11 protein-coding genes and 1 pseudogene are annotated in these 17,855 nt (G+C 65.8%); 7 read left to right on the top strand and 5 right to left on the bottom strand.

Annotated elements, in window-relative coordinates; genetic code table 11:
- The 5 genes from WAN71_RS21375 to WAN71_RS21355 all read left to right on the top strand — a co-directional run.
- A partial coding sequence (locus WAN71_RS21375; RefSeq protein WP_422227243.1) for an SDR family NAD(P)-dependent oxidoreductase occupies positions 1–7,201 on the top strand: 7,201 nt, incomplete at its 5' end.
- 24 nt (positions 7,202–7,225) lie between these two features.
- On the top strand, positions 7,226–9,841 hold the full coding sequence (locus WAN71_RS21370) for an NAD-dependent epimerase/dehydratase family protein (RefSeq protein WP_422227242.1): 2,616 nt from the start codon (positions 7,226–7,228) through the stop codon (positions 9,839–9,841).
- A gap of 42 nt (positions 9,842–9,883) precedes the next feature.
- Positions 9,884–11,389 carry a carboxylesterase/lipase family protein gene (locus WAN71_RS21365; protein ID WP_422227241.1) on the top strand — a complete coding sequence of 502 codons (1,506 nt, stop codon included), beginning with the start codon at positions 9,884–9,886 and terminating at the stop codon, positions 11,387–11,389.
- 27 nt (positions 11,390–11,416) lie between these two features.
- Entirely contained in the window at positions 11,417–13,420 is a 2,004-nt protein-coding gene (locus tag WAN71_RS21360; RefSeq protein ID WP_422227240.1) for a phosphotransferase, read from the top strand.
- A 34-nt stretch (positions 13,421–13,454) separates the two neighbouring features.
- On the top strand, positions 13,455–13,928 hold the full coding sequence (locus WAN71_RS21355; RefSeq protein WP_422227239.1) for a gluconokinase: 474 nt from the start codon (positions 13,455–13,457) through the stop codon (positions 13,926–13,928).
- Here the strand turns inward: WAN71_RS21355 and WAN71_RS21350 are convergent.
- Positions 13,910–14,047 (bottom strand): hypothetical protein, encoded by a 138-nt coding sequence (locus tag WAN71_RS21350; RefSeq protein ID WP_422227238.1) that lies wholly within the window; start codon positions 14,045–14,047, stop codon positions 13,910–13,912. The genes WAN71_RS21355 and WAN71_RS21350 overlap by 19 nt on opposite strands.
- Positions 14,048–14,421: 374 nt before the next feature.
- Between WAN71_RS21350 and WAN71_RS21345 the strand changes: the two genes are divergently transcribed.
- Positions 14,422–14,790, top strand: a complete 369-nt coding sequence (locus WAN71_RS21345) for a DUF2784 domain-containing protein (RefSeq protein ID WP_422227237.1) — start codon at positions 14,422–14,424, stop codon at positions 14,788–14,790.
- Here the strand turns inward: WAN71_RS21345 and WAN71_RS21340 are convergent.
- The 3 genes from WAN71_RS21340 to WAN71_RS21330 all read right to left on the bottom strand — a co-directional run bounded on the left by WAN71_RS21340 (position 14,768) and on the right by WAN71_RS21330 (position 16,938).
- Complete coding sequence (locus WAN71_RS21340) at positions 14,768–15,730, bottom strand: DoxX family membrane protein (protein WP_422227236.1); 963 nt, start codon at positions 15,728–15,730, stop codon at positions 14,768–14,770. The genes WAN71_RS21345 and WAN71_RS21340 overlap by 23 nt on opposite strands.
- A gap of 62 nt (positions 15,731–15,792) precedes the next feature.
- A complete protein-coding gene (locus WAN71_RS21335; protein ID WP_422227235.1) occupies positions 15,793–16,308 on the bottom strand; it encodes a DUF6328 family protein in 516 nt (171 codons plus the stop codon).
- 48 nt (positions 16,309–16,356) lie between these two features.
- On the bottom strand, positions 16,357–16,938 hold the full coding sequence (locus tag WAN71_RS21330) for a TetR/AcrR family transcriptional regulator (protein WP_422227244.1): 582 nt from the start codon (positions 16,936–16,938) through the stop codon (positions 16,357–16,359).
- Positions 16,939–16,998: 60 nt separating this feature from the next.
- Between WAN71_RS21330 and WAN71_RS21325 the strand changes: the two genes are divergently transcribed.
- Positions 16,999–17,673, top strand: a complete 675-nt coding sequence (locus tag WAN71_RS21325) for a class I SAM-dependent methyltransferase (RefSeq protein WP_422227234.1) — start codon at positions 16,999–17,001, stop codon at positions 17,671–17,673.
- On the opposite strand, the pseudogene WAN71_RS21320 reads toward WAN71_RS21325, so the two are convergent.
- Positions 17,670–17,855, bottom strand: a pseudogene (locus WAN71_RS21320) (prenyltransferase); the annotation flags it as partial. The gene WAN71_RS21325 and the pseudogene WAN71_RS21320 overlap by 4 nt on opposite strands.

The following is a 17,855-nucleotide window of genomic DNA, read 5'->3' as shown; positions in this document are numbered from 1 at the left end:
CGCTGACCGCGAAGCGTTGGCGACGGTGCTTGCCGACATTCCGGTGCATTACCCATTGTCGGCGGTGATCCACGCCGCCGGTGTTCTTGACGACGCGGTGGTGACATCGTTGACGCCGGAGCGGGTGGATGCGGTATTGCGGGCCAAGGTGGATGCGGCGTGGAACCTGCACGAGGTGACTCGCGATGCGAATGTGTCGGCGTTTGTCATGTTTTCGTCGATGGCCGGGTTGGTGGGGTCGTCGGGTCAGGGCAGCTATGCGGCGGCCAACTCGTTCCTGGATGGGTTGGCTGTGCATCGCCGTGCTCATGGTTTGCCGGCGATCTCGCTGGGCTGGGGTCTGTGGGACCAGGCCAGCGACATGACCGGCGGACTCGACGCTGCGGGTAAGGCCCGGCTGGGTCGCACCGGCATCTTGGCGCTGCCATCGGCCGAGGCCTTACAGCTGTTCGATACCGCGATGGTGGTCGACGAACCGTTCCTGCTGCCGGCCCGCATCGACACCGCCGCGCTGCGCGCCAATGCGGCGGTAGTCCCGCCGATGTTCGTCGATCTGATCAGCGCGCCCGCCCGCCGACGGGTGGACGACTCGCTGGCCGCCAGTAAGTCGAAATCCGCACTGGCACACCGCATATACGGACTGCCTCAAGCCGAGCAGCACGCGGTGTTGCTGGATCTGGTGCGTTCGCATATCGCGACCGTGCTGGGCAACACTACGCCGGAGGCCATCGACCCGGATAAGGCTTTCCAGGAGCTGGGCTTTGACTCGTTGACCGCGGTTGAGATGCGTAACCGCCTCAAAGCCGCCACCGGCTTGGCGCTTTCACCCACCCTCATCTTCGACTACCCGACACCTAACGGTCTCGCTACCTACATCCGCAGCGAACTCGCCGGCGTCCCACAACAGACCAAGCAGGTGGCCGCAGTCCGGGCCGCCACCGACGAGCCGATCGCGATCGTCGGGATGGCGTGCCGTTTCCCCGGTGGAGTGGATTCCCCGGAGGGCCTGTGGGACATGGTGGCCCACGGCCGCGACGTGCTCACCGAGTTCCCGAACGACCGAGGCTGGGATCTGGCCGGGCTGTACAACCCGGATCCCGACGTGCCGGGCACGTGCTATGCCCGCACCGGTGGATTCGTGGACGGCGTCGCAGACTTCGACCACGCGTTCTTTGGAGTGGGTCCGTCCGAGGCGCTGGCGATGGATCCCCAACAACGCCTATTCCTCGAACTGTCTTGGGAAGCGTTGGAGCGGGCGGGGATTGAGCCCGGTGGGTTGCGGGGCAGTGCCACCGGTGTGTTCGCCGGGGTGTACACACAGGGCTACGGTATGGGCGCCGCACCAGCCGTGGAGGGCTTCCGGCTGACCGGACAGTCGTCGAGTGTGGCCTCGGGGCGGGTGGCGTATGTGCTGGGCCTGGAGGGCCCGGCGGTGTCGGTGGATACTGCCTGCTCGTCGTCGCTGGTGGCTCTGCATATGGCGGTGCAGTCGCTGCGTTCGGGGGAATGCGACCTCGCGCTCGCCGGCGGTGTGACCGTCAACGCCACACCCGACATCTTTGTGGAGTTCAGCCGCATGCGGGGCTTGTCGCCTGATGGTCAGTGCAAGGCCTATGCAGCTGCGGCGGACGGCACCGGATTCTCCGAAGGCGGCGGAATGCTGGTGGTGGAACGACTCTCGGATGCCCAGCGGTTGGGCCATCCGGTGTTGGCGGTGGTGCGCGGCTCGGCGGTGAATCAAGATGGCGCCTCCAACGGCTTGACCGCGCCCAACGGGCCCTCGCAGCAGCGGGTAGTGCGGGCGGCGCTGGCCAACGCCGGGTTGAGCGCGGTCGATGTCGACGTGGTGGAGGGCCACGGCACGGGCACCACGTTGGGCGATCCGATCGAGGCTCAGGCGCTGCTGGCCACCTACGGGCAAGATAGGGCGGAGCCCGGAAAACAGCCCCTGTGGCTGGGGTCGATCAAGTCCAACATGGGTCACACCCAGGCGGCAGCCGGCGTGGCCGGCGTGATGAAAATGATTTTGGCGATGCGCCATGAGGTGTTGCCGGCAACGTTGCATGTCGACGAACCCAGCCCACACGTGGATTGGGCAGCGGGGTCGATCGCGTTGCTGACCGAAGCGCAGCCATGGAAGGCCGAGTCGGCCGATGGGCCCGTGCGCCGCGCCGGGGTTTCATCGTTCGGGATCAGTGGCACCAATGCGCACGTGATCATCGAAGCGGCTCCGGCGGCGGAGGCTGTCGAGCCGGCGGCCGAACCGCCGATCATGCCGTGGGTCATCTCGGCCAAGACCGCGGCGGCGCTGGGTAAGCAGGCCGCGCGGTTGGGTGAATTCATCAGTGCGCGTGCGCAGCTGGCTGCAGCTGATGTGGGTTGGTCGTTGGCGGGCCGCTCGACGTTCGAGCATCGGGCCGTCGTGCTCGGTGCAGACCGGCGGGAGTTGCTGGCTAATTTGGCCGAGTTGGCTACCGCTGAACCGGGTGGTTCGGTGGTCTGCGGGCACGCTGCCTCGGCGGGCAAAACCGTGGTCGTGTTCCCCGGGCAAGGTTCCCAATGGCTCGGGATGGGCATGGGACTGCATGCCGCGTATCCGGTCTTCGCCGAAGCCTTCAACACCGTTGTCGGCGAGCTGGACCGACACCTATTGCGGCCACTGCGCGAAGTCATCTGGGGCCATGACGAAAACCTCTTGAATACCACTGAATTCGCGCAGCCCGCGCTGTTCGCGATCGAAGTCGCGCTGTACCGACTGCTGGAATCCTGGGGTCTAAAGCCCGATTTCGTGATGGGCCACTCTGTAGGCGAACTGACCGCAGCGCACGTCGCCAGCGCTTTGTCGCTGGAAAATGCGGCCGTGCTGGTGGTTGCGCGCGGCCGGTTCATGCAGGTTCTGCCCGCCGGCGGCGCGATGATGGCCGTGCAGGCCACCGAAGACGAAGTGCGGCCGCTGCTGACCGACGGCGTCGGCATTGCCGCCGTGAACAGCCCGTCGTCAGTTGTGGTTTCCGGTGACGAGCAAGCGGTGACCGTGATCGCAGAGCAGCTGCGCGAACAGGGCCGCCGTGTGCACAAGCTCGCGGTCTCACACGCGTTCCACTCGCCATTGATGGAGCCGATGATCGACGAGTTCAGAACGGCCGCCAAGGAGCTCACGGTCAACGCGCCCACCATCCCGATCATCTCGAATGTGACCGGACAACTGGCCGAGCAAGACTTCGCGTCGGCCGACTACTGGACCCAGCACATCCGGGCAGCGGTACGGTTCGCCGACAGCATCCGCTTCGCGAATTCGGCTGGGGCCAGCCGGTTCCTCGAGGTCGGGCCCGGCGGCGGCCTGACCTCATCGATCGAGGAATCGCTCGCGGAAGCCGACATCGTGTCCTTGCCGATGCTGCGCAAGGACCGGCCTGAACCGACGAGCTTGATGACCGGACTGGCGCAGGCCTTTGTGTCGGGTGTGGGCGTGGATTGGCGCGCGGTGCTGCCCGGGGCCGGATTTGTGGAGTTGCCGACGTATGCCTTTGAGCGGCGGCGGTTCTGGCTTTCTGGAGATGGCGGTGCCGGTGACGCTGCCGGCCTGGGATTGACGGCGAGCGAGCATGCGCTGCTGGGTGCCGTTGTAGAGCTGCCGAGCTCGGGCGGGGTGATGCTGACCGGCCGGCTTTCCGCTGCGTCACAAGCCTGGCTTGCTGATCATGCGGTTGGCGGCGTAGTGGTGTTCCCGGGTGCGGGTTTCGTCGAGCTCGCGATCCGCGCCGGTGACGAAGTCGGCTGCTCGGTCGTAGACGAACTGATGCTGGCGGCGCCGTTGGTGATCCCGGCAACCGGCTCAGTGGCCATGCAAGTAGTGGTCGGCGCCGCCGACGAATCAGGCAACCGGTCGGTATCGGTGTTTTCCCGCAGTGACGACCACTCGGGCTGGACTCTGCATGCCGAAGGTGTAGTCCGGCCCGGCGATGCCGAGCCGGACATCGAGATGTCGACCTGGCCGCCGATGGGCGCGAAGCCGGTCGACATCGACGGCCTTTACGACCGGTTGGCGGCGCGCGGATACGGGTACGGCCCGGCGTTCCAAGGGTTGACCGCGATGTGGCGTCGTGGCGACGAGGTGTTCGCCGAGGTAAGCCTGCCGGGTGATGCCGGCGTATCACCGGCAGGCTTCGGTGTGCATCCGGCGGTGCTGGATGCGGCGTTGCACGCCGTGATCGTGGCCACCGAGGCAGACGACCGCGACAACAACGGTGTGCTGGTGCCGTTCTCCTGGCAAGGCGTGTCGTTGCATGCGGCGGGAGCGTCGGCAGTGCGGGCGCGGATAGCGCCGTCGGGTCCGTCGGCGGTGTCGGTGGAGTTGGCTGACGGGTTGGGGTTGCCGGTGTTGTCGGTGGCTTCGATGGTGGCGCGTCCGGTGACGCAGCAACAGTTGATGGCGGCGGTATCCGGTTCGGGACCCGACCGGATTTTCGAGGTGATCTGGTCACCCGCGTCGCCCGCGTCCCAGGCCGAGACGCCGTCGCACGACGTCTTCGAATCCGTAGCCGCCGACGAAGATCCGCTGGCCGCGACCTACCGGCGCACCCACGAAGCGCTGGCCGCACTGCAAACCTGGCTCGCCGAGCATGATTCAGGGATGCTCGTGGTGGCGACCCACGGCGCGGTGGCGTTATCGGGGGAGGACGTCACCGATCTGGCGGGTGCTGCGGTGTGGGGGTTGGTGCGTTCGGCGCAGACCGAGCATCCGGGCCGGATCGTGTTGGTGGATTCCGATGCGCCGCTTGATGAGCCGACGGTGGCCGAGGTGTTGGCCGCCGGTGAGCCGCAGGTGGTGGTGCGGGGCGGGACAGTTCACACCGCGCGGGTGCATGGCAGTCGCGCAGTGGACGCCCTGCTGGTGCCGCCGACTGACGGGCCATGGCGGGTTGGCATGTCGACTAAGGGCACATTTGAGAATCTGTTGCTGGAGCCGATCCCGAACGCTGATGCGCCGTTGGAGCCCGGCCAGGTCCGGATCGCTGTTCGCACGATGGCAGCCAACTTCCGCGACGTCATGATCGCTCTCGGGCTGTACCCCGACGACGACGCGGTGATGGGTGTCGAGGCCGCCGGCATCGTCGTCGAAACCGCCTCGGGCGATGATCGTTTCGCCGTCGGTGACCGCGTCACCGGGCTGTTCCCGGAAGGCACCGGCACCATGGCGACCACAGACGCCCGCCTGCTGATGGAAATGCCCACGGGATGGTCGTACGCCGATGCCGCAACGGCGCCGGTGGTCTTCGCGACGGCTTACTACGCGTTCGTCCACCTTGCGGATGTTCGGCCGGGGCAGCGGGTGTTGGTGCATGCCGCGACCGGTGGGGTGGGGATGGCTGCGGTGCAGTTGGCCCGGCATTTGGGGTTGGAGGTGTTCGCCACCGCGAGCCGGGGCAAGTGGGACACGTTGCGGGCGATGGGCTTTGACGACGATCACATTTCGGATTCGCGCAGCTTGGAGTTTGAGGACAAGTTCCGGGCGGCCACCGGTGGTCGCGGTGTGGATGTGGTGCTCGATTCGCTGGCCGGTGACTTTGTTGATGCCTCGCTGCGGTTGGTCGCCCCGGGTGGGGTGTTTTTGGAGATGGGCAAGACCGACATCCGCGACCCCGGTGTCGTTGGCCAAGAACACCCGGGGGTGCGCTACCGCGCCTTCGACCTCTTCGAGGCCGGGGCAGACCACATCGAGCGAATGCTCACCGACTTGGCCAAATTGTTCGATGACGGTGCGCTTCGGCCGTTGCCGGTGACAGCGTTTGATGTGCGGCGCGCGCCGGCGGCGCTGCGGTATTTGAGCCAGGCGCGTCATGTCGGCAAGGTTGTTTTGACGATGCCCGATGCCTGGGCGGCCGGCACGGTAGTGATCACCGGTGCTACCGGGATGGCGGGGTCGGCGTTGGCCCGGCACGTGGTGGCCAATCGCGGTGTGCGCCAGTTGATGTTGTTGAGCCGGCGTGGCCCGGATACGCCGGGTGCGGCGGAGTTGGTGGCCGCGCTGACCGAGGCCGGTGCGCAGGTGTCAATGGTGGCCTGTGATGCCGCTGATCGTGAGGCGCTGGCCAAGGTGCTGTCGGATATTCCAGTGCAGCATCCGTTGTCAGCGGTGATTCATGCCGCTGGGGTCCTTGATGATGCGGTGGTGACGTCGTTGACGCCGGATCGGGTGGATGCGGTGTTGCGGGCCAAGGTTGATGCGACCTGGAATCTGCACGAGCTGACCCGGGATCTGGGCGTGTCGGCGTTTGTGATGTTTTCGTCGATGGCCGGATTGGTGGGGTCGTCGGGTCAGGCTAACTATGCGGCGGCCAACTCGTTTTTGGATGGGTTGGCGGCGCATCGGCGTGCTCATGGTCTTCCGGCGATCTCACTGGGCTGGGGTCTGTGGAACCAGGCCAGCGACATGACCGGCGGGCTGGCGTCTGTCGATTTCGCCCGGTTCGCCCGGGACGGCATCGTGGCCATGTCCGCAACCGAGGCGCTGCAGTTGCTGGACACCGCGATGGTGGTCGACGAGCCGTTCCTGCTGCCGGCCCATATCGACACCACCGCGCTACGCGCCAAGTACGACGCGGGCACCTTGCCGCCGATGTTCGTCGACCTGATCAACGCGCGCTCCAGGCGTCAGGTCGACGATTCGCTGGCCGCTGCCAAGTCGAAGTCCGCGTTGCTGCAACGCCTGGAGGGGCTACCCGGGGACGAGCAGCATGCGGTGCTGCTGGATTTGGTGCGTTCGCATATCGCGACCGTGCTGGGCAACACCACCCCGGAGGCCATCGACCCCGATAAGGCGTTCCAGGAGTTGGGCTTTGACTCGTTGACCGCGGTCGAGATGCGTAACCGGCTCAAAGCCGCCACCGGGCTGGCGCTTTCACCGACCCTCATCTTCGACTACCCGAACTCCGCGGCGCTGGCCGGTTACTTCCGCCACGAGCTCGTCGGCGCCTCGACCGAGTCGGCGCCGCAAGTCGCACCCGGCGAGGTGGAAATCCAGCGCGTGGTGGCGTCTATTCCGGTCAAACGCCTTCGCCAGGCGGGAGTATTGGACCTGCTGCTCAGCCTGGCGAACGAGACCGACGGAGCCGACGGGGCAGAGACCAGGGAAAAGGACATCGCGGCAATGGATCTCGATGATCTGGTCAATGCTGCCTTCCTCGATGACGACGACTAGCCAGATGAGGTTTGAGGTTAGCCAGTGAGGATCGCCGTCACCGGGGCGAGCGGAGTGATCGGTCGCGGCGTTGTCGCTCGACTGCTCAGCCGCGGCCACGACGTCGTCGGTCTGGCCCGTAATCGTCCCGAAAGCTGGCCGAGCTCAGCCGACTTCGCGCAGAGCGATATTCGCGATGTCGCCGGGGTGCGGCGTGCGGTCACAGGCACGGACATCGTCGTGCACTGTGCTTGGGCGGTCGATCCGGCCGCTGCTCACTCGGTTAGTCGCGAGATAAACATCGGCGGGACCGCCAATGTGCTTGACGCGATGGCCCAAAGCGGTACCCGTCGCATCGTGTTCGCCTCGTCCGCGCACGTCTACGGCGCAGACCAAGGCGGCGCAACGCCGCTGTCCGAGGCCGACCCCCCGAACCCGGTGTCCGCGGAAGGACGCGACGTTGCCGGCGTCGAGGAGATGCTGGCCGCGTCCGGCGCGGAATGGGTGGCGATCCGCTCGGCGGCCATCCTCGGCAGAGGCGTCGACAACTGGGTGCGCCGGGTGCTGGCCTCCCCGTTCTTTTCCGACATCGACGCCGATCGCAGCTTGCAGGTCGTGCACAGCGACGACGTGCATCGGGTTTTCGTCCAGGCCGTCGTCGATACCGGCATCGGCAGTGGGCCGGTGAACCTTGGCGCGCAAGGGGAGTCGACGCTGCGACAGATCGCCGGTGTGCTGGGGCGCCCCGTGCTACCGGTGGGTAAGCGGCTGGCCAGCTCACCCGAACTGGATCGTCTGCTGAGCGCACCGTCGATGGATACCGCGCTGCTGCGGGACAAATGGAACTTCACTGTCGCCTGGAGCGCTGAGGAATGCGTTCAAGACGTCGCGTTGGCGGTGCGCGGTCGAATCAGCGTTGGCAAGCGGGTGGTGTCGTTGCCCTGGCGGCTGACTCATGCCCAAGACATTCCGTCGGTTGATGTGCCGGCTGCCGACGGGGTTGCCCCGGTGTTGGCCGGTCCGGACGGCGCCAACGGCGAGTTCGACACGCCGATCGACCCGCGCTTCCCGACCTACCTCGCCACCAACTTGTCCGAGGCGCTGCCCGGACCGTTTTCACCGTCATCGGCGTCGGTGACCGTGCAAGGATTGCGCGCGGGCGGCGCGATCATCGCCGCGAGGCTGCGGCCGGGCGGTTTGATCCAGCGCGAGATGGCAACCCGAACCATCGGAGTCTTCGCACACCGCCTGTATGGGGCGATCACCACCGCGCACTTCATGGCCGAGACTGTTCCATTCGTCAAGCCCGCGACGGTGATTCGGCAGAGCCAATTCTTCGGCCATAGCGCGGCCAGCATGCCGATCTATGGCGAGCAACCGCCGCCACGTGAATCCGGGCCGGCCATGCGGGCGCTGCGCACCATTCGCAACCTCGGAGTGTTCGCGGCCAACTTGGCGGGCCTGACCATTGGCGCTGCCCGTGACACGCGTGACTTCATCGACGACATCGGCCGCTTGGAAGACGCTGTTGCTGAGGATCTTTCACAGCTCACCGACGAACGATTGCAAAGCCTGATCTTGTTGGCGCGCGATCACGTCATACACGGTTGGGTGCTGGCGTCGGGGTCATTCATGTCGTTCGCCGCGCTCAGCGTGGTGCTACGCGGGCTGAGCGGACGTGACATGGTGCTGCCGGTTGGTCAGGAAGTGGCCAGCGGACAGCCGCTGAGCGCGGTGTACCGACTGGCGGACGCGGCGCAACGCGACCCCAACGTGGCCCGGATTCTGGCCCGCCCCGGTGACCACCTCGACGAGCTGTCCGCCCAGGCCCCGGAATTCCACGCCGCGGTGCTTGCCGAGCTGAAAGTGATTGGGCACCGCGGTCCCGCCGAGGTCGAGATGCGGTCGGCCAGCTACGCAGACGACCCGGAGATGCTGATCCGGATGGTCGCCAAATCGCTGAACATTCCCACCCGGCCAGCGACCCACCGTCCGGCAATCCCGTTGCGTGCCCGGCCGGTGGCCCGACTTGCCGCGCAACAGCTTCGCGACCGCGAAGTCCGACGCGACAGAATGGTCCGGGCAATCTGGTTGTTGCGCAGGCTACTCCGTGAGCTGGGACGCAGACTGGTCAACTCGGGTGTTCTCGATACCCCCGACGATGTGTTCTATCTCCTGGTCGACGAGCTTGATGCGCTACCCCCCGACGCTTCGGCACTGGTCGCGCGTCGCCGCGCAGAACAAGGCAGGCTGGCCGGCTTCGTGCTACCTGCAGTGTTCAGCGGCAGCTGGCAAGCCGCCACCTCCGTTGCGACCGTCCTTGCCCCCGGGGAGACCCTGAACGGGGTGGGTGTCTCTGGTGGACGAGTGCGCGGCCGGGTGCGCATCGTCAGGCCGGACTCCATCGACGACCTGGAACCCGGAGAGATCCTGGTCGCCGAGGTCACCGATGTCGGCTACACCGCCGCCTTCTCCTACGCGGCGGCGGTGGTAACCGAGCTCGGCGGACCGATGTCGCATGCCGCGGTAGTAGCGCGCGAATTCGGTATCCCATGTGTGGTGGATGTTGCCGACGCGACGCGACGTCTCCCGCCCGGGGCGCTCGTCGAGGTCGACGGCGGTAGCGGCGAGATCCACGTAGTCAATAACTCGATTCTTTAGACCTGCCACGCAGGACCCCCTCAGATTCGCTACCGTCAGGTCATGCACGAACACACCGTCCGCGTCACGACGGCTGCCGGCACCGTCGAAGGCTTCACCCGCGACGGCGTGCACCGCTGGCGGTCCATCCCGTACGCCCGGCCGCCGGTGGGTGCGCTGCGCTTTCGGGCGCCGCAGCCGGCCCAGCCGTGGCGAGGTGTGCGGTATTGCCACGGCGTCACCAAGTGCGCGCCGCAGGCGCGGCGCTACACGATCGTCGGCGTCGGCAAGTACCAGCCAATGGGCGAGGATTGCCTCACCCTCAACGTCGTCACACCGGAGGCGCCGGAGAGCGAATCGCTACCGGTCATGGTCTTCGTGCACGGTGGCGGATACATCATGGGTAGCTCAGCCACTCCGATATACGACGGCGCGGGCCTGGCCCGGCGTGGGTGTGTCTATGTATCGGTCAACTACCGGCTGGGCGCGCTGGGCTGCCTGGATTTGTCGTCGCTGTCGACGGCCGAAATCACCCTTGAGAGCAACCTGTTCTTGCGCGATCTAGTGTTGGCGCTGCGCTGGGTCCAGCAGAACATCGCCGCGTTCGGCGGCGATCCGGACAAAGTCACGGTGTTCGGCGAAAGCGCCGGCGCGCATGCAGTCGCCACGTTGTTGGGGGTGCCGGAGGCTGAAGGTCTGTTCGCCCAAGTTATTTCGGAGAGCCCGGCGACCGGAATGGTGCGTTCGCGTGAAATGGCAAGGGAGTTCGCGGGGCGATTCGCGACCACACTGGGTGTCCGCAAGCCGGATGCCGCGCATGCGCTGAGGCAGGCTTCTCCCGCCGAATTGGTGGCGGCACAAAATCGCCTGATCGACGAGGGCGTGCGAGACATGCTGGGAGCCTTCCCGATTGGCCCGGTGTCCGGTGACGACGTTCTGCCGCTGGACCCCGTCGAGGCGATGCGGCGCGGCAAAGCGCTCCGGGTGCCGCTGATCGTGGGTACCAACGCCGAAGAGGGACGGTTGTTCACCCGCTTCCTGCCACTGCTGCCGACGACCGAGCCGATGGTCGAAGCGCTGCTTGCTGAGGTGGAACCGGCTGCGCGGGAACGCATTACCGCTGCTTACCCCGATTATCCCGAACGGTCCGCCTGTGTGCGGCTCGGTGGCGACTTTGCCTTCAGCTCGGCTGCTTGGGAGATCGCAGAAGCCCATGGCAAGCACGCGCCCGTCTACGTGTATCGATACGACTACGCACCGCGGGTGCTGCGCTGGTCGGGGCTGGGCGCCACGCACGCCACCGAACTGCTTGCGGTCTTCGGTATCTACCGCTCCAGGTTCGGGGCGATGTTGACCGCTGCGGCTGATCGGCGATCTGCGTTGCGGGTTACCAACGAAGTGCAAAGGCGCTGGCGATCATTCAGCCGGACTGGGGTGCCCGGCGACGACTGGCCGGCCTACACCGACACCGAACGCGCAGTGATGGTCTTCGACCGTAAGTCCCATCTCGAATTCGATCCGCACCCGGAGCGGCGGATGGCATGGGAAGGCTTCTCGCTGGCGCGATGACGGTGGATGTGGTTGCCTAAATGAGCCATGACAGCGCACACCGACAACGTCGTCGAACGCCCCGGTGACCTCACCGCCGCCTGGCTGACCGCAGCGATCGGCGCCGGATCCATCGCCGATTTCAGCGTCGAGCGGATCGGCACCGGTCAGATGAGCGAGTGCTACCGGCTTCAGCTGACCTATGCCGACGCCGAACCCGGCAGCGGCGCGCCGGACTCCGTGGTGCTCAAGGTAGCGGCCACCGACCCGATGAGCCGGCAGACCGGCGGGAGTCTGGGTCTTTACGAGCGTGAAGTTGGCTTCTACCGGGATATCGCCCCGCGCCTGCGCGGACCGGTCGCGCCGTGCTATCACGCCGCTTTCGATGCTTCGGCAGGCATCTTCGATGTCCTGCTCGGCGACGCAAGTCCGGCGGTCGTCGGCGATGAAATCCGCGGCGCCACAATCGCACAGGCTCAGCTTGCGGTCACCGAGCTGGCCCGGCTGCAGGGTCCGCTGCTCGGTGACAACACGCTCGCCCAGGAGCCGTGGCTGCGCCGCGACACGCCGGTCAACCAGGGGTTGATCGCGGCCCTCTACGCCGGGTTCGTCGATCGCTACGGCGATCAGATCGCGCCGCGGCATCGCATGGTGTGCGAACGGCTGGTCGGCGGATTCGACGCGTATCTGGCCGAGGAGGCCGCCGAGGGGCGCATTCATGGTCTCCTGCACGGCGACTATCGATTGGACAACATGCTGTTCGGCGCTGGCGGTGCCGACCGCCCGCTGACGGTAGTCGATTGGCAGACGGTCACGTGGGGTCCGGCGATGACCGACGTGGCCTATTTCCTCGGTTGCGCGTTGCCGGTGGCGGAGCGGCGCACGCATTACGACGCACTGCTGCAGGCCTACCACGCCGCGCTGGGGCCGGACGCACCGATCAGCCTCGCCGATGTCCGCGAGGGGGTGCGCAGGCAAAGCTTCTTCGGGGTGATGATGGCGATCATCTCGTCGATACTGGTGGAACGCACCGAACGCGGCGACGCGATGTTCATGACGATGCTGCAACGACATTGTGAGCATGTGCTCGACGTTGACGCTCTGGCGATACTGGCCGCACCGACGGCCGTCGAGCCGCTGCGTCCGTCACGCGACGACGAGTCGGCCCATGTTGCGACTGACGAGCTGCTGTGGAGCGAGAGCTGGTATGCCGACTTCGCTGATACAGCAAGCGGATTCGGTGGGTGGGTGCGCCTCGGCCTGATCCCCAGCCAGCACACGGCATGGCTGCACGCGTTGCTGTGCGGTCCGGACCTGCCCACGGTTGCGGTTGTCGACTTCGAGGTCCCGCTGCCCACCGATCCGTGGGCATTGCGAACGGGCGCAGTCGATTTCACCCACTCCGTCGGCGATGCATTGCATACTTATCACATTGGCCTGCGTGGGCACGGCCAGTCCTATCCCGACCCGGCCGCGCTGTTGCGAGGAGAACAGGGAGCGCCGGTCGAGATGGCGATTGATCTGGTGTGGAGCACCGACGGCACGCCGTACAAGTATCGGTTGACTACCCGCTACGAGATACCCTGCCTGGTCTCGGGAACCGTCACAATCGACGGGCATCGCTACACCTTCGACGCGGTACCCGGTCAGCGGGACCACTCGTGGGGGGTGCGGGACTGGTGGAGCATGGACTGGGTCTGGAGCGCACTGCACCTCGACGACGGGACACACTTGCACGCCGTGGAGATCCGGATTCCGGGTATCCCGCCGGTCGGTATCGGCTACGTCCAAGACCGCGTCGGCATGCTCACTGAGTTGCAAACCATCACCGCCCGCCAAACATTCGACGCCGACGGATTACCGGCTAGTGCAACCCTGGCGGTTGATCCCGGTGACATCACCGCGACCATTGACGTGCGTGGACACGCACCGGTGCGGTTGGTCTCCCGCGACGGGCGGATCAGCCAATTTCCCCGGGTATGGGGCACTGTCAGCACCGCCGATGGGCGCAGCGGCGTGGGCTGGGTGGAGTGGAACCGTAATCTGCGCTGAAAACCTCTGTCCGCCAAGCCCACCCATCGTGGTCATGGGTGTCTCTGGGTCGGGCAAATCGACGGTGGGCGCGGCATTAGCGCGCCGCCTCGGCGTGCCGTTCGCCGACGCAGATGCCTTTCATCCGCGAGCCAACATCGCCAAGATGGCGGCAGGTACGCCGCTCACCGATGATGACCGCTACCCGTGGCTGGAGGCGGTCGGGCAGTGGCTGGCCGACCATGAGGACGGCGGCGTGATGAGCTGCTCGGCGCTCAAGCGCGCATACCGCGACAGACTGCGCTCGCACTGCCCACGTGTCGAGTTCTTGCATTTGACCGGTTCACCGGAACTGATCGGTCGCCGACAAGCCGGCAGGCCAGGACACTTCATGCCGTCGGCTTTGGTGAAATCGCAGTTCGACACTCTGGAACCGCTTGCACCCGACGAGCACGGGTTAGCCCTCGACGTCGAATCGAGCGTTGACAGCATCGTCGACAGATTTGTGAGTTATTTGGTCAGCCCTTGACCACCTGGGTGCCCGCCGGCCAACTCGTCGTGCTTGCCCTGCTTGGTCGGGCTGCCGCTGATCGTCACCGCGATGATGACGTAGGCGATAAACGCCAACAGTCCGCCGATGTACGGCACCACCGGGAGGTGAACGAGTTGCGGTGGCCGACTGCGTCACATCCGGCTTCGGTGCTCCACCCGGGCCGTGGACAGCCAAGCCGAGCACGCCCGAGAACAGCCCGGTCACCAAGAACCAGTAGTCGCTGTCGAACAGAAAAATCGAAGGCCACGATGTTCACCAAGATCCCGTCGATCAGCCGGGCGAAGAACCGCAAGCCCAGGCCGCCGGGTTGGGTATGTGACCACTCTGCCAAACGCTTTCGCGGCGGCTACTGCCCGACCACGGCGGCGGCTAGCATTGTGATCTATTCGGCACGACAAAACACCTGGCCCACGGCTATGAGCAAGGCGAAAAACGCTGCCGTTGCGACGCGTTGTTGGGGTAGCTAGCCATGTATCAATTCGTGGTCGCGCTTGCCGTCGTCGGGCACTTCGCCTTTCTTTGCTACCTGATCGTCGGCGGGTTCGTCGCATTGCGCTGGCGCCGCACGATCTGGTTACACGTCCCGGCCGCGCTGTGGGGGATCGCGATCACCACCCAGCATCTGGACTGTCCATTGACCTGGCTGGAGCGTTGGGGCCGGGCGAAAGCCGGGATGCCGCCGCTGCCGCCGGACGGCTTCATCGCCCACTACATCGTCGGCGTGCTTTACCCGGCCAGCTGGGCCAGCTTCGTGCCGATTGTGGTGTTCGCGCTGGTAGCGGTGTCCTGGGTGCTGTATGGACGGCGTCGGTGGGTCAGCGCCAACGACGAGCTTTGACTCGTCCGCGGGAGGTCAGTTCGCCGCCGCGTTCGCGGGCGCGCTCACCAAGTTCGCTGCCCCGCTCGCGCGCGCTTTCGGCCAGTTCAGCCGCGAGTTCGCTACCCCGCTCACGTGCGCGTTCGCCCCACTCGGCACTTCGTTCAAGGGCTCGCTCACCGTAATCCGCGCCGCGCTCGCGGGCGGTTTCAGCCAGTTCGGCGCCGCGTTCGCGCGCAGCTTCCGCCAGCTGATGGCCGCGCTTACGTGCGCGTTTGCGCGCGGCTTTCACCGCTGGCGCGCTCTTCTCCCCGGCAGTGCTAATCAGTTCGCCGCCGCGTTTGCGAGCGGCCTCGACCAGCGGTTCACTCTTTTCGACGGCAGTGCTGGCCAGTTCGCGTCCCCGCTCGGCGCCGATGTGAAGGCCATGTGCGATTCTTTCGCCCAGCTCGGAATCGAGCACAGTGCCGTCGGATCCATCCAGCGGCAGTGCAGCCGATACCGCCTCCGAGAGCCGGCCCGCCGCTTGTCGACCACGCCATCCCAACGATGGCTTGCCGGCGGTGTCGGCCGACGCAATGATCAGGCCGCCCAACAGGCTCAGGTCGGTGAGCAGGTCGCGACGTTTCTGCGCCTTACGTTCCGGGTCGCTCTCAGTCCAAAACAGGTGTGCGCCAAGGCTGCCCGGTATCACCGTGAATGCCAGCGCTGCCGAGGCGATCCGCGGCATCTTGCCGGTGGCGAGCAATAGACCACCGCCGACTTGGACGGCGGCGTTTATCCGGGCCGCCGTCTCGGGATCCGACGGTACCTTGTCTCCGAAAGGCTCCGGCAGCGTCCGTAGTGCAGCCACTGTCGGCTCCGCCGCCTCGACGGTGACCTTGGGGTTTCGCAATGTCTCGACGCCTTGGCCGATGAATACAGCGGACAACAAAGGACGAGCGATTCTGCGGATCAACATGGCCGCTGTGTTCCCGGGTTGTCTGCTGTGCAAACCGGTCCTGTGTATCGGCGGCGTTTTTCCTATTCGGTAGCTGGCGGCGCTTGATGGCGCAGCCGCAGCGGCAACAGCACCCAGAAACCGAGCTCAGCGGTCACCGCACATGCCCCGGCAATGACGCCCGTTGCCATACCGGCCACCGTGCCGAAAATGACCACGGCTACGCCGGTGAGAGACAAACCCATCAGTAAGAGCCCGGCGTAAGCGAACCGATGTGCGGCGGAGACGACAAATTCGATTCGGTGCCGACGAAATAGCAAGCGGTGCATCGCTACTGGAGCCTCCAACAGTACGGTGGCGGCAATCGAGCAGCCAACTGTTGCCAGATAGATCAACCGCATCGTGGTGTTCAGGGTCTCGAAGCGCTGCTGGAACGGCAACGTCAACAAGAAGCCGGTCAGTAATTGGACGCCGGTCTGAACCACCCGCAACTCCTGCAGCAGGCTGAGCCAATTACGGTCCAATCGTTGGATTTCTGTCTCAGAGCGCTCCGTGGCATCCCAGGTTTGGTCGCGTTCGGGGTGATCGACGACGTCCATGACCGTGATCATGCCAGGTCGCAGCCGCGGTGACCGTCAGTACCGCGACTACGGTGCGCTGGCCAATAGCAGTCGCGCCGAGGTTTCCAGCCGGTCGGCGATCTGGGTGTAAGAGGCATATCCCATGCCGGCACGCACCAAGGCTCCCGCGTAGAGCAGTTCTAGCGATTCGACCATGTCGGGAGCGCAGTCCCGACCCAAGGCTGTGACCAGGCGTTGGTGGATCTCGCGACCGATGCGCAGCCGCAGATGCATGACCTCAGCATCCTTGCCCAGCAACGCGTTGGTCACTGCACCGGCCAGTTCGGGTTCATCGGCGACCAACAGTGCGATGTGCCGCAGCACCGCGATCACGCGGACGGTCGAGTCTGTCGAATCGTTCGCCGGAACCGGTCTGGACGCTAACCGCCGCCAGAAAACTTCGGCGACGAGGTGTTCCTTCGAAGAGAAGTACGTGTAGGCGGTCGCGGCGCCGACTCCCGCCTCGGCGGCAACCATACGAATTGTCAAGCCGGAGAAGCCTTCTCGGCTAAGAACTTCAATCGCCGCATGACCGAGCCGGTCAACGGTGTCGGCTTGCTTGGCGGTCAGTCGCCGTCTGGTCGATTCCCCAGCTACCGGGGTGGACACGTGTCCGGACACTACTACACCGTGTCAGGTGCAGCAACACGACTGTTACGGTTGGCGGTGATGACGTTTTCAGATCTTTCGGCTGCCAACGGGCGGACCAACCAGCTATTCGAACTGGCCGATCGAGTCACCGGATTCATGCCCGCCGACGAGGGCCGGGCGCTGCATGACGCAGCGCTTCGCTACTTCGATCATGGTGTCGGCGTAGAGATTGGGACGTACTGCGGCAAATCAACGGTGCTGCTGGGCGCGGCGGCGCTGGCGCGGGGCAGTGTTCTCTACACCGTCGATCACCACCATGGTTCCGAAGAGCACCAGCCCGGGTGGGAGTACCACGACACGTCGCTGGTCGACGAAGCCACCGGACGTTTCGACACCCTGCCTGCCTTGCGGCGCACGCTCGACGACGCCGGCCTGGATGACAACGTCGTGGCGGTGGTGGGCAAATCGACCGTGGTGGCCAGCGGGTGGCGCATGCCGTTGCAGCTGTTGTTCATCGACGGCGGGCATAGCGAGGCCGCGGCGCATCAAGACTTCGACGGCTGGTCGAAATGGGTGAGTCCCGGTGGAGCGCTGATCATCCACGACGTCTTCCCCGACCCGCGTGATGGCGGCCAGGCGCCTTACCAGCTCTATTGCCGCGCAGTGCAAAGCGGCGCGTTCGTGGAGCGATCCGTCACCGGGTCAATGCGGCTACTGGAGCGGATATCAGGAGAGGCCGGTACTGCGGTCTAGCGATCCGACGGGCTGATCAGACATTCGCAGTCATAAGCGCCCTCAAGACCGCGCGGAAGGTCGGCGCCGCGGAAGATGCCGCTGCCGGCAGTGGTGCACGACAGCGCGTCGGCGGCCAGAATCACCGCCGCCCCAGTCCAGGTGGTTCGCTCGACGGGCCAGCGCTTTCCGTCGCTGAACAC

This window comes from Mycobacterium sp. (genome assembly GCF_049280035.1).
GTDB lineage: Bacteria > Actinomycetota > Actinomycetes > Mycobacteriales > Mycobacteriaceae > Mycobacterium.
This window is presented reverse-complemented; position numbering and strand designations above follow the sequence as displayed.

Excerpts from the sequence above, each read along its gene's own strand:
- WAN71_RS21325 (WP_422227234.1), top strand. The coding sequence starts at position 16,999 with ATGACGTTTTCAGATCTTTCGGCTGCCAACGGGCGGACCAACCAGCTA.
- WAN71_RS21335 (WP_422227235.1), bottom strand. The coding sequence starts at position 16,308 with ATGGACGTCGTCGATCACCCCGAACGCGACCAAACCTGGGATGCCACG.
- WAN71_RS21365 (WP_422227241.1), top strand. The coding sequence starts at position 9,884 with ATGCACGAACACACCGTCCGCGTCACGACGGCTGCCGGCACCGTCGAA.
- WAN71_RS21340 (WP_422227236.1), bottom strand. The coding sequence starts at position 15,730 with ATGTTGATCCGCAGAATCGCTCGTCCTTTGTTGTCCGCTGTATTCATC.
- WAN71_RS21360 (WP_422227240.1), top strand. The coding sequence starts at position 11,417 with ATGACAGCGCACACCGACAACGTCGTCGAACGCCCCGGTGACCTCACC.
- WAN71_RS21355 (WP_422227239.1), top strand. The coding sequence starts at position 13,455 with ATGGGTGTCTCTGGGTCGGGCAAATCGACGGTGGGCGCGGCATTAGCG.
- WAN71_RS21345 (WP_422227237.1), top strand. The coding sequence starts at position 14,422 with ATGTATCAATTCGTGGTCGCGCTTGCCGTCGTCGGGCACTTCGCCTTT.